The organism is Streptomyces sp. NPDC039430 (assembly GCF_055639435.1).
The window spans coordinates 245923-257889 of sequence record NZ_JBVKAK010000008.1 but is presented as its reverse complement, the minus strand read 5'-3'; the positions used below and the strand labels follow the sequence as shown (position 1 = coordinate 257889).

Genomic DNA, 11967 nt, shown 5'->3' with positions numbered 1-11967 from the left:
CGCCCCCCCCACCCACCACCCCCCCCCCCCGCCCCCCCCCCCCCCCCACCCCCCACCCCCCCCCCCCCCCCCCCCCCCCCCCCCCCCCTCCTCCCCCCCCCCCCCCCCGCGCCCGCGGCTACCGCACGGGATGCGTCGGCAAGTGGGGCTTCGGACCGGACGAGGCCGATCAGCCGAGCCATCCCAACGCGCGGGGCTTCGAGGAGTTCTACGGCTATATCGGGCACGGTCACGCCCACCAGTACTACCCCGGCTACGTGTGGCACAACGGCGAGCGGACCGACATCCCCGAGAACGCGAACGGCGCGAAAGGCGCGTACGCCATCGACCTGATCGAGCGGCGCGCGCTGGACTTCATCGACACCCACGCCGACGAGCCGTTCCTGCTGTTCCTCACCCCGACCACCCCGCACGCGCCCTCGGACATCCCCAGCGACGGCGAGTACGCGAGCCGCCCCTGGCCCGCCGCGGACAAGGGGCACGCCGCCCAGGTGACCCGGCTGGACACGCTCGTCGGCAAGGTCGTGGACCGCCTCAAGGCGCTCGGCGTCGACCGGGACACGCTGGTCCTCACCACCAGCGACAACGGCCCGCACGAGGAAGGTGGCGTCGACCCGGACCGCTTCGACGCCAACGGCCCCCTGCGCGGCTACAAACGCAACCTGTACGAAGGCGGAGTGCGTGTGCCGCTCATCGCCTGGCAGCCGGGCACGGTCCTCGCGGGCACCACGGGACGGCCGACCCCGCTGACCGATCTGCTGCCCACCTTCGCCCAGTTGGGCGGCGCGTCCGCGCCGCGCGACGTGGACGGGATATCGGTGGCCCCGCTGCTGACCGGTGCCACGGCACCGCGGCACCCGCGGCTGTACTGGATGCGCAACGACCCGTACGCGACCGGCCGCGCGGACGCCGTCGACAAGGGACGCAACCTCAGGCTGGCGGAGGCCGTACGCAAGGGGGACCTGAAAGCGGTCCGGTTCGCCCCCGCGCGCGACCGGACGGTGCCGGACGCCCAGTGGCAGCTGGAGCTGTACGACCTCGCGGCGGACCCGGGGGAGAAGAACGACCTCGCGGCCGCGCGCCCGTCGGACGTCGCGGAGCTGACGGCCCTGCTGCGCGCGTCGTGGGTGGACACGTACGTGCGCGAACCCTACGGCGTGTCTCTGACGGTCCCCGGCGTCGTGGCCCGAGGGAAGGCGTTCACGGCCCGCGCCACCTTCGGCAACGCCTCGGCCTCGGCCTGGACCGGCCCCCGGGTGACACTCGACGTGCCGGACGGCTGGCAGGCCCGCGCGACCACACCGGTCACCGCGGACCAACTCGCCGCGGGCGGCGCGCTCGTCGTGGCCTGGGAGGTGACACCGCCCTCGGACGCGGCCGTCGACGCCTCGTTCCCCCTGCGCGCCGAGGCCACCGCCTCGTACGGCGGGAACACCTTGCGGTTCGGCGACGACCGCACCACCGGGACCGTCGCGTCGCTGCCCGCGCCGCCCACCTCCGACACGTATCTGAGCGACCTCGACTGGGTGTCGGCGAGCAACGGCTGGGGGCCGGTCGAACGGGACACCAGCAACGGCAAGCAGGCCGCGGGCGACGGCACGCCGATCCGCCTCGGCGGGACCACGTACGCCAAGGGGCTGGGCGTGCACGCGCCGTCCGAGATCGTCTACCACCTGGGCGGACGGGCGAAGCGGCTGACCGCACGCGTGGGCATCGACGACTTCTCGGCCGGGCAGTCCGCCGCCGGCGGTGTCCTGGCCCGTGTCCTCGGGGACGGCGTGCGGCTCTTCGACAGCGGAACGCTCACGGCCGCCGGCGGACCGAAGTCCGTCGACGTGGATGTGACGGGCGTTCAGCTGCTGCGGCTGGTCGTGCAGGACGCCAACGGCGACGGCTCGTACGACCACACCTCGTGGGCGGAGGCTCACGTGCGGGTCTGAGACCGCCCGTGGTCTCTCCGCCGTCACACGGACGACCGCCGCGCGGTGAGCGCCGCGCGGTGAGTGCTGTGCATGCCATGAGGCGGGCGGCGCGGCCCCCGCTCCCTCAGTGAAGGAGCCTTCCATGGACAAACGCGCCATCCTGCGTCTGCTGGTCGCCTGTGCGAGCGTGGCCGCACTGCTCTGCGCGGGGGCGCCCGCGCAGGCGGCTCCGGCCGTCGTGACCAACGGGACCCAGTTCGAGGACACCAGCGGCGCCGCGGTCCACGCCCACGGCGGCGGGATGATCAAAGCCGGATCCGCGTATTACTGGTTCGGCGAGAACCGCAACGCCGACAACACCTTCAAAGCCGTCTCCGTGCACCGCTCGACCGATCTGAAGACCTGGGAGTTCCGGCGTGACGTACTGACCCGGGACAGCGACCCCGAACTGGCGGTGGCCAACATCGAACGGCCGAAGGTCGTCTACAACAGCACCACCGGCACCTACGTCATGTGGATGCACAAGGAGAACGGCACCGACTACAAGGAGGCCCGTGCCGCTGTCGCCGTCTCCGGCACGGTCGACGGCGACTACAGCTGGCAGGGCAGCTTCCGGCCGCCGGACGGCACCACGTCACGCGACCAGACGCTGTTCAAGGACGACGACGGCACCGCGTGCCAGATCACGTCCGCCGCCAGCAACGCCGACCTGCGGATCTACCGGCTGAACGCCGACTACACCGGTTACGAGAGCCTGGCCGCCAATCCCTGGCCGGGCGGCTTCCGGGAGGCACCGGCGCTGTTCAAGCGCGACGGCGTCTACTTCATGCTGTCGTCGGGCAACAGCGGCTGGGCCCCCAACCAGCAGCGGTACGCCACCGCCACCAGCATCACCGGCCCCTGGACCGCCATGGCCGATGTCGGCGACGGCACCGGCTACGGCTCCCAGACCACCTTCGTCCTGCCGGTCCAGGGCACCTCGGGTACGTCGTACCTCTACCTGGGCGATCGCTGGGGCAACTCCTGGCCCGGCGGCACGGTCAACGACTCGCAGTACGTCTGGCTTCCGCTGTCCTTCCCCACCCGTACCACCATGACCCTGCCGTGGTACCCGCAGATCTCCGTCGACACCGCGGCGGGCACCCTCAGCGGTGTGGGCGGTGGGCCGTACTACCGCCTCGTCGCCCAGCACAGTGGCAAGTGCCTCGATGTGACCTGTGCCTCCACCGCCGACGGTGCCCGCCTTCTCCAGTACACCTGCGGCAGCGGCACCCACCAGCAGTTCCGGCGCCCGGTGGCATGAGCAGCGTCGCCCGGCGAGCGACAGCGGGCGCTCCGTACCAGGTCAGAGGCGTATTCGCCGGGTTCACAAGCAAGCCGCCCGTAATAAAAGGGAAGAACGGGGCATAGGGCGACGTCGCCCCTGGCATTCACAACAACTCCCGCGCGCGCAGTGGTTGTTGTTGAACCCCGTCCCACGGTCACTGCAAGATGGCGAGTGTCCGGTGGGAGAGCGTGTCACCACGGGCCTGAGCATCCACGTCGCGAGCCGGGACGACCCGGTCGGGCGGTCATTTCACATGTGAGGAGTCGCGGCGAATGGGCAGCAGAAAACGGCGTAACAAGCTGGCAGCGATCACGGGCGCCGGCATTCTGGGAGTCGTCTGCACGGTGTCCGTCACCGTGGGCCCGGCGGACGCCGCGCCCGACGAGAACGGGAATCACTGCACCACCAACGTCGGCAACGGGGAGGAGAAGTGCTTCAGCACCCTTGAAGAAGCCCAGCGGTACGCCGACGTGAGGATCAAGGGCAACCCCGGCGGGGCTCAGACCCGTGTCGAGAAGCCCACCGACGTGGTGATCGGCACCCTCTTCGAGGACTACCGCTACGGCGGTGACTCGATCACCCTGTGGGGCAGCCGTCCCTGCGGTCCCGAGCGTAAGACCGCCTTCTACTTCAACCTCCCGGACGAGTGGAAGGGCAGGGTCTCCTCCGTCCAGGGCTGGGCGGAGTGCGAGGTCACCCTGTACACGCGGTCCTACCTGGAGGGAGTGGCCTCGCCCCGCTTCAAGGACCTGACACCGGTGCTCGACACGCAGTGGAACGACCTCGCCGAGTCCATCGAATTCCGGTGACGGGGATGTCCGTGTCCGAGATACCGCGTTCGAAGACCGACCGTCGCTCCGGAGGCTCCCCGAGGATGTCACGCAACCGTGCCCGCCTGGCGGGTGTCCTGGCGCTGCTGGTCGCCGGGGGCGGTCTGCTGACCGTTCCCACGGCGCAGGCCGACGACAGCCGGCCGTCCGACGCCGAGCTGCTGGCGAAGTGCGACAACGGCACCAAGAAGTGTGTCTTCCACCCCAGCGGTCCACCGGTCAAATTCGCCGGTCCGGTGCGCAAGGTGGGCGACGAGGACTACAACTGCACCTCGCTCACGCAGCGTTCGGGCATCTCGTGGTCGGACACCGTGGAGGAGTCCAACAGCGTCGGCCTGTCCATGACGGTCGGTCTCGGCTGGGAAGGGGTCTTCAGCACCAGCATCACCACATCCTTCGAGACGACCTGGCGGACCGCGAAGACCGAGAGCGCCACGACGTTCGTCGACGTGCGCCCCGGCCAGGTGGGCTGGGTGACGCGGACCCCCGACATGCAGAAGGTCACGGGAACCTACGAGTTGATCTTCAAGGACCGGTTCCGCGGAAAGCGCTACTGGTACGTCCCCTTCGAGTCCACCAGTCCGCTGGACACCAGCAGCATGGCCCAGCGGACCAGGGCCATGACGGAGGAGGAGAAGGCGAACCATTGCTGAGAGTACGTGCCACGGCGGTTCGCCGGACACGGCGGACGCGCCCGGCACAGAGCACCCGTCGAGCACAGAGCACCCGTCGAGCACAGAGGACTCGTCGAGCACAGAGCACCCGTCGAGCAGAGCACCCGTCGAGCAGAGCACTCGTCGAACTCCTGGAACTCGTAGAAGGAGACCCTGAATCATGTCGCACGCGCGTAACCGTGCCCGCCTGGCGGGTGTCCTGGCGATGCTGGTCGCCGGGGGCGGTCTGCTGACCGTCCCCTCGGCGCAGGCCGCCGACACTCGGCCGTCCGATGCCGAGCTGCTGGCGAAGTGCAACAACGGCACCAAGAAGTGTGTCTTCCACCCGTCCGGCGATGTGTCCATCGTGCCGGGGGAGGACCATCAGGTCGGTGACCTCGCCTACAACTGCACGGAGGACCCCCAGACCTCCGCGCGGGCGTGGGAGGACACCACGGGGGAGTCCAACAGCCTCGGCGTGTCGCTGCGCCAGGAGCTGGAGAACAAGTTCCCCTTCGGGCCGGTCTTCAAGCTGGCCTTCGAGCAGTCCTACAAGCGCACCTGGGCGTCGTCACACACCGAGGGCCAGACGACGTTCCTCAATGTTCCGCCGGGGTACGTCGGCTGGGTGACCCGGGCGCCCAAGCTCCAGAAGGTCAAGGGCACCTACGAGTTGATCTTCAAGGACCGGTTCCAGGGGAAGCGCTACTGGTACGTGCCCTTCGAGGCCACGGGTCCGGCCACGGAGGAACCCAGCGTCAAGACCCAGCGGGAGAGGCCGATGACGGCGGAGGAGCGCGCCATGTACTGCTCGTAGGACACGCGGGCCGCGGGCCGCGGAGCCACCTCGGTCCGGACGACGGGACAGCGGAACCCTCCTCCTCCCTCGTGACACCGGTGGCCGGTGCTTTCACCAGTGCGCCGGCACCGGTTCCTGCGGTCTCCGGCCCGGCGCACGGGACGCCCGTGGGTACTCCGCCGCCTTGGTGAGGGCCGGGAGCAGCTGGTTCAGGCAGGGCGGTGTGGCCAGCATGCTCCAGACAGCGGAGAACCGGCCGTGCGGCGCGTCCTCCACTTCGAGCGGTACCAGGCCCTGCGGCGGGTGCGCCGTGTAGGACTGCGGCTGGAGCATCACCGCATCGCTGGTGGTGAGGCGGGCATGCGCGATGCTGAGCCAGGTCTCCGTCACGGCCGGGGGCGGCATCGTCATGGAGGCGAGCCGGTGGACCGCGCGCCAATGCCCGGGATGGCTGGAGCGCGGCCAGCTCAGCCACTCGTACGCGGCCAGGTCCGCTGTGGCCACCCGCCCGCGAGCGGCCAGTGGATGCTGTGGCCCGACCACGGCGCACCACGCCTCGCGCCCCACCTCCTGGCTGGCGATCCGGCTCCCGCCGAAGGTGAGTTCCAGCCCCACGCCCAGATGCACGCGCCCCTCGGCGACGGCGGACCGCAGACCGAGTTCCGTGTGCTGTTCGCTGCGCAGCTGGAGCTCCGGGGAGCTGCGGTTCAGCAGGCCCGCGGCACGAGGAAGCAGCCGGTGCCCGGCCGACGCGGTGTGACCGACGACGAGGATCACCCCGTCGTGGCCGGCCACCTCGCGTGCGTCGATGATCGCTTCCTCCATGGCCTGGAGGACCGGCCGCATGCGCTCCTGGAGCAGCTTGCCGGCCCGGGTGAGGTGGACGTTCCGGGTGGTCCGCCGGAACAGTTGCACGTTCAGGCCGGCTTCGAGCGCCCGTACCTGGGACGACACCGCCTGTTGTGTGAGGTGGAGCCGCGCACCGGCCCGTGTGAAACTCAGTTCGTGTGCGACGGCCATGAAGGTCTTGAGGAGCCGAAGATCGATCAGGTCGTCGTCCGGACCCGCGCCGGCCATGTGTTCCCCTTTCACCGGCCCTCGTTCCGCCGGTACACGCCCTCATCCCCGGTGCATCCCCGGCCGGTGGTTGTCCGACGCGACGGGGCGAGCCGAGGGCGGAAGCACGGTTGAACAAGACCGTCATCAGGACCAGTATGAGGTCAGCGGTTCTCCCGCAGTGTCGTCCGGCCGGAAACGCTCACTCGCCATGGGTGGTTGTCCTGCCCCGGACGTGTTGCCCACCGGAGCGTCACGACGATGTGACTCCGGTGCCGTTCACCGCGCCCCCGCGCCCCGTCCCGAACAGGAGCCCCATGTCGCAGCCACGCCAGGCCGACGGACACGCACAGCACGCGGTACGCCGGACGCTGCCCGCACCACGGACCCCGTCTCCCCGCGACGCGCCGCCTCTGAACTGGGGCGTCATCGCTCCCGGCGGCATCGCCGGGAGCTTCGTCGAGGCGCTGCGCACGCACACCGAGCAGCGAGTGGTGGCGGTCGGGTCCCGCGACCTGGAGCGGGCGCGCGCGTTCGCGGACCGGTTCGGGATACCGGCGGCGTACGGCAGCTACGCCGAAGTGCTCGACGACCAGCGGGTGGACATCGTCTACATCGCGTCACCGCACTCCGCCCACTTCGCCCACGCCCTCCAGGCGATCGAGGCCGGCCGGCACGTGCTCGTGGAGAAGGCGTTCACCCGCAACGCCCGCGAGGCGGAGCGGTTGATCGAGGCCGCGAGGGAACGCGGGGTGTTCCTCATGGAGGCGATGTGGACGCGCTTCCTGCCGCACATCGACGTCATCCGCCAGGTGCTCGGCTCCGGACTGCTCGGCGAGGTGCGCACCGTCGCCGCCGACCATGGCCAGTTCATGAACCCGGACGCGGCCCACCGGCTCTTCGCCCCCGAACTGGCGGGCGGAGCGCTGCTGGACCTCGGCGTCTACCCGGTCTCTTTCGCGTCGATGGTGCTGGGACCGTTCGCGTCGCTCACCGCCGTGGGGGAGAAGGCCTTCACCGGCGTCGACGGACAGGCGTCGATCGTCGTCACCAGCGAATCCGGCGCGCACGGCGTCCTGAACACCACTCTCTTCGCCCGCACCCCGACCACGGCGTCGATCTCGGGCACGCACGCCCGGCTGGAGATCGAGGGCGACTTCTACGCACCCGCCACGGTCCGCCTGATCAGCCGCGAGCGCGAAGTGCTCGACTCCTACGTCCCCGCACAGCGCGAGGGCGGGCTCTGCTACGAGGCGGCCGAAGCGGCCCGGTGCGTGGCGGCCGGGCGGCTGGAGTCCGACCTGATGCCGCTCGACGAGACCCTGCGGGTCATGCGCGCCCTCGACGAGATCCGCCGCGACCTGGGCGTCGCCTACCCCGGCGAGTGACACTCCTTCGCCCCCCGGTGCCGCACGGCGCCGGACGTTCCATCCGCCAGATCCCCCGAGGAGCACGAACCTCTCATGACCCAGAGCCGTCTTGACCGCCTGAAAATCCTTTTCATCGGTGGCACCGGAGTGATCAGCTCGGCCTGTTCCCGGCGCGCCGCCGAGCTCGGCGCCGATCTCCACGTGCTCAACCGGAGTGTCTCCTCGGCGCGGCCTGTTCCCGACGGCGCCACCGTCATCACGGCCGACATCCGTGACACCGACGGGACGCGCACCGCGCTCAAGGGCCGGGAGTTCGACGTCGTCGTCGACTTCCTGGGCTTCACGACCGACCATGTCGCCCGCGCCGTCGAGCTGTTCGGCGGACGGACCGGCCAGTACGTGTTCATCGGCTCGGCAGCCGCCTACCAGCGGCCCCCGGGACAGCTGCCCCTCCCCGAGACCGCGCCGCTGCACAACCCCCACTCCGCCTACGCCCGCGACAAGATCGCCTGCGAGGAACTGCTCGGCAGGGCACATGACGAGGGTCGGTTCCCGGTCACCGTCGTGCGGCCCTCGCACACCTACGACCGCACCGCCGTGCCGTTCGACGGCGGCTGGACGGCGGTGGAGCGCATGCGCCGGGGACAGGAGGTGCTGGTGCACGGCGACGGGACGTCGCTGTGGACCCTCACCCATCACACGGACTTCGCCCGCGGTTTCGTCGGGCTCCTCGGCCATCCCGAGGCACTCGGCGAGACCTTCCACATCACCAGTGACGAAGTGCTGAGCTGGGACCGGATCTACCGGACCGTCGCCGAGGCCGCCGGTGTGGAACCGCGGCTCGTGCACGTGCCCTCGGACGCGATCGCCGCGGCCGACCCGCAGTGGGGTGAGGCCCTGCTCGGTGACAAGGCGCACTCCATGGTCTTCGACAACGGCAAGATCCGCCGGGTGGTACCGGAGTTCACGGCGTCCATACCGTTCTCGGAGGGCGCGCGGGAGATCGTCGCGTGGCACGACGAGGACCCCGCCCGGCGTGTCGTCGACGCGCGGTTCGACGCCCTCATGGACCGGCTGATCGACGCCCACCGGCCGCGCATGTCGTAGGCGGCCACCGGGCACCACGGCGCGGCGCACCCTGGTGCGCCCGTGTGACGGAGGATCAGGTGAGGGAAAGCCCAAAAACCTCCCGTCACACGGGCGTTCGGCGCCTCGGGCGTCGTCGTGGCGACACCGGTACCGCGGCTCACAACCAGCCGAGGGTGCCGAACACGGCCAGCGCGAGGGCGTCGATACCGAGGATCGCCCCGACCGTGACGGCCTTCGTGCGCACCCTGGGCATGTCGTGGACGACGAAGCACGCCACGAAGAACGGGACGTAGCCGACGAGGAAGAGCACGAACGGGAAGCCGGCCCGCCACCAGTCCCACTCCCAGGTGAGCACACCGGCTCTGTTCAGCGCGATCTCGACGCCCACCGCCGCGGCGGAGTTCACCGCGATCAGCACGGGGCGGTTCGGCAGCCCGAGGACACGCGTGCCGCGCGGCGGAAGGACCTTCGCCGCGACGATGCCCATCACGGCGAACATGAAGCAGATCTCGATGTTCAGCCCGATGAGGATCTGGTACGCCGTGTCTCCCCGGGCGCCCCAGACCGGCGCGCGCCCGCTGAAGTGAAAGACCAGCGCGTTCCAGATCTCGTTGAACCAGTCCATGCCCCACAGGGCGAGCCCGGCGAACAGCACGTCCCAGTTCCGGCGCTCCACCTCGGCGGCGTACGCGTAGAGCACCAGCAGCAGGAGCGGGATCACGTACCACTCGAACTGACTCGCGTCACGGAGCTGTTCCAGTGCCGCTCGGGCGTCGTCGGTCATCGTCTCCCCCTCGCCGGCGACGGATCGGTTACCGGTCGGTAAGGATCCTGCGGGGGCATGTTCCCGTCAAGGGGGCGCCGTACGCCGGGGCGTACGGCGCCGGAAGGACGGGAAGCCGACGTGACCTCCGCGCCGGGATGACCGGGGTCGCCCGGCCGTCCGGCTACGGCAGCGCGGCGCCGCGCGCGGTGATCCAGAGTGAGTACCACTCCTCGTGGGTGAGCTCGGGGCCCCGCAGTGCCGCGTCGCCGCACGCGCGGATGCGCTCGGGCCGGGCGCTGCCGACGACCGGTGCGATGCGGGCCGGGTGCCTCTGCAGCCACCACAGCAGAATCGTTTCCGGTGTCGTGCCCTTCGACTCGGCGAGCGCCGCAACGTGCTGTGCCGTCGCCCGCTCGACGGGCGTCTCCTGCCGGCCGGTGAAGCGGCCCCGCGCGAGAGCGCCCCAGGCCTGGACCCGGATCCCGTTGGCCCGGCAGTGCTCCAGCGTCCCCTGGGGGAAGCCGACCGACGCCTCCTCCGGCGTGTTCACCAGCACACCGCCCTCCAGCCAGTCCCTGCGGTGCAGACTCATCTCCAACTGATCCGCCACCAGCGGGAATTCGAGGTGGGACTGGAGCAGCGCGATCTGCGCGGCGCTCATGTTGGACACCCCGAACGCGCGCACCAGCTTCTGCCGGTGCAGCGAGGTCAGCGCGCGGGCCACGTCCTCGGGATCGGCCAGCGGGTCCGGCCGGTGCAGCAGCAGTACGTCGATGACGTCCGTGCGCAGGCGGCCGAGGCTCTCCTCGACCCGGCTGACGATGGTCTCGCCCCGCAGGTCGTACATGCCCGGCCGGTCGCCGTCGGCCAGCCGGATCCCGCACTTGGTCTGCAGGACGATGCGCTCGCGCAGCCCGGGGGTCCGTGCGAGAACCTCGCCGAACACCGCCTCCGACTTCCCGTGCCGATAGATGTCGGCGAGGTCGAACACCGTGATCCCACTGTCGAGTGCCGCCTCGATCGCGGCCTCGGCCTCCGCGATGTCCGCCGCGCCGTACGGTGTGGTGTCCCAGCCCCCGCCGAGCCCCATGCACCCGTACAACAGCCGTTCTTCGCCCAGGTCCTGGGCCATGTTCGCATTCGTTGTCACGGGCGGTCAGCCTTCCACAGGCGCGGACCCCGGCCAAATGACTTCGGGGCCCGGCCGGGAAACGCTCGGCGCACCTGATCGCTTCGCGGGATCGCTTCACGGGAAACGGCGCGTGCCCGCTGGACCGCGCGGCGTGCGCAGGACCGGCGGCAGGGCCCGGCTCGGCCACCTCGGTCCGCCCCGGTAGGCTACGGCGGAAGCCACGTCGGCAAAGCGCCGCCACGAACCCCGTACCGCATGACACACGTTCTCCGCCGGGCCCGCCCTCCCCACACACCCCTGGAAGCTGCGACACCATGTCACCGACGGCACCCGCCACCGAACCGGGCGCGCGGCGCACGTCCGGCGCGGCGCGGGCGGCTGGGTTCGCGGCGCTGAGTGTCCTGCTCCCGCTGCTGGGGCAATGGGTCTTCGACGGGCACGCGCCTGCCGGTATCGCCGCGTGTGCGGCTGTCGCGTCCCTGGGTATGGCAGTGGGCGTCCTCGGCCGCCGCACCCTCTCCCCTCAGCAGGCGCTGGCGGCGCTGGCCGGAGCCCAACTCGCCTTCCACACCGCCTACACCCTGCCCGGAGCCTGTGCCGCCGCCGGATCGCGAACCGCGGCCCTCTGGCTGGAGCACACCACGGGCAGCGCGCATCCCGCGTGGGAAATGCTGGCCGCCCACGTGGTCGTCGTCGTGCTCGCGGGACGGCTGCTCGGCGTCGCCGACGCCTTGCGTCAGCCCCTGCGTTTCCTGATCGACGCCGCACGCGAGCGGGCGGCTCTGCTCCGCGTACGGACGGCGCCCCGGTGTCCGCTGCTGCCTCTCGTCCGGGCGGACGGGCCCCGTGTCACTCCGACCGGGTTCCGTGCCCCGCCGAGGCGCGGGGTCAGGGCGCCGCCCCACCGCCGGCAGCACCCACACGCTCCGCTTCCCACCCGGCTCGCACCGGGCGGCGGTGCCCTGCCGGCCTGATGGCCGAAGGCGGCCGCCCCCTTGGCGCGGCCGCCAACCGCCCGACCGT

Annotated in this window: 10 protein-coding genes and 1 pseudogene; 8 read left to right on the top strand and 3 right to left on the bottom strand. The window is 71.0% G+C overall.

Translation table 11 applies throughout. The annotated features are described in order from the left end of the window. The 5 genes and pseudogenes from ACZ7LS_RS21605 to ACZ7LS_RS21585 all read left to right on the top strand — a co-directional run. Positions 1-1940 (top strand): NPCBM/NEW2 domain-containing protein (locus ACZ7LS_RS21605; RefSeq protein WP_471065178.1); only part of this gene is annotated, 1940 nt, incomplete at its 5' end. A gap of 124 nt (positions 1941-2064) precedes the next feature. Further along, positions 2065-3210 (top strand): annotated as a pseudogene (locus ACZ7LS_RS21600) (family 43 glycosylhydrolase); the annotation flags it as partial. A 311-nt stretch (positions 3211-3521) separates the two neighbouring features. Then, positions 3522-4058, top strand: coding sequence for a hypothetical protein (locus ACZ7LS_RS21595; RefSeq protein WP_385130373.1), 537 nt, complete (start codon positions 3522-3524; stop codon positions 4056-4058). Between the two features lie 65 nt (positions 4059-4123). Next, on the top strand, positions 4124-4732 hold the full coding sequence (locus ACZ7LS_RS21590; RefSeq protein ID WP_382519591.1) for a hypothetical protein: 609 nt from the start codon (positions 4124-4126) through the stop codon (positions 4730-4732). A 181-nt stretch (positions 4733-4913) separates the two neighbouring features. After that, entirely contained in the window at positions 4914-5549 is a 636-nt protein-coding gene (locus ACZ7LS_RS21585) for a hypothetical protein (RefSeq protein WP_385130369.1), read from the top strand. Positions 5550-5642: 93 nt separating this feature from the next. Here the strand turns inward: ACZ7LS_RS21585 and ACZ7LS_RS21580 are convergent, their stop codons facing one another. Beyond that, on the bottom strand, positions 5643-6608 hold the full coding sequence (locus ACZ7LS_RS21580) for a LysR family transcriptional regulator (protein ID WP_385130366.1): 966 nt from the start codon (positions 6606-6608) through the stop codon (positions 5643-5645). A gap of 296 nt (positions 6609-6904) precedes the next feature. On the opposite strand from ACZ7LS_RS21580, the gene ACZ7LS_RS21575 reads away from it, so the two are divergent. Continuing rightward, a complete protein-coding gene (locus tag ACZ7LS_RS21575; protein ID WP_382519585.1) occupies positions 6905-7975 on the top strand; it encodes a Gfo/Idh/MocA family protein in 1071 nt (356 codons plus the stop codon). A gap of 75 nt (positions 7976-8050) precedes the next feature. Further along, entirely contained in the window at positions 8051-9064 is a 1014-nt protein-coding gene (locus ACZ7LS_RS21570) for an NAD-dependent epimerase/dehydratase family protein (RefSeq protein WP_382667488.1), read from the top strand. Positions 9065-9203: 139 nt separating this feature from the next. On the opposite strand, the gene ACZ7LS_RS21565 is transcribed toward ACZ7LS_RS21570, so the two are convergent. Together ACZ7LS_RS21565 and ACZ7LS_RS21560 are read right to left on the bottom strand one after the other, a co-directional pair. Beyond that, complete coding sequence (locus ACZ7LS_RS21565; RefSeq protein ID WP_382519581.1) at positions 9204-9830, bottom strand: hypothetical protein; 627 nt, start codon at positions 9828-9830, stop codon at positions 9204-9206. Between the two features lie 163 nt (positions 9831-9993). After that, entirely contained in the window at positions 9994-10944 is a 951-nt protein-coding gene (locus tag ACZ7LS_RS21560; RefSeq protein WP_385130361.1) for an aldo/keto reductase, read from the bottom strand. Positions 10945-11258: 314 nt separating this feature from the next. On the opposite strand from ACZ7LS_RS21560, the gene ACZ7LS_RS21555 reads away from it, so the two are divergent. Next, positions 11259-11918, top strand: a complete 660-nt coding sequence (locus ACZ7LS_RS21555) for a hypothetical protein (RefSeq protein WP_382519577.1) — start codon at positions 11259-11261, stop codon at positions 11916-11918. Positions 11919-11967 lie beyond the last annotated feature (49 nt).

Bases quoted from the DNA above. Each gene is read 5' to 3' on its own strand.
- ACZ7LS_RS21595 (WP_385130373.1), top strand. From the start codon at position 3,522: ATGGGCAGCAGAAAACGGCGTAACAAGCTGGCAGCGATCACGGGCGCC.
- ACZ7LS_RS21590 (WP_382519591.1), top strand. From the start codon at position 4,124: ATGTCACGCAACCGTGCCCGCCTGGCGGGTGTCCTGGCGCTGCTGGTC.
- ACZ7LS_RS21585 (WP_385130369.1), top strand. From the start codon at position 4,914: ATGTCGCACGCGCGTAACCGTGCCCGCCTGGCGGGTGTCCTGGCGATG.
- ACZ7LS_RS21580 (WP_385130366.1), bottom strand. From the start codon at position 6,608: ATGGCCGGCGCGGGTCCGGACGACGACCTGATCGATCTTCGGCTCCTC.
- ACZ7LS_RS21575 (WP_382519585.1), top strand. From the start codon at position 6,905: ATGTCGCAGCCACGCCAGGCCGACGGACACGCACAGCACGCGGTACGC.
- ACZ7LS_RS21570 (WP_382667488.1), top strand. From the start codon at position 8,051: ATGACCCAGAGCCGTCTTGACCGCCTGAAAATCCTTTTCATCGGTGGC.
- ACZ7LS_RS21565 (WP_382519581.1), bottom strand. From the start codon at position 9,830: ATGACCGACGACGCCCGAGCGGCACTGGAACAGCTCCGTGACGCGAGT.
- ACZ7LS_RS21560 (WP_385130361.1), bottom strand. From the start codon at position 10,944: ATGGCCCAGGACCTGGGCGAAGAACGGCTGTTGTACGGGTGCATGGGG.
- ACZ7LS_RS21555 (WP_382519577.1), top strand. From the start codon at position 11,259: ATGTCACCGACGGCACCCGCCACCGAACCGGGCGCGCGGCGCACGTCC.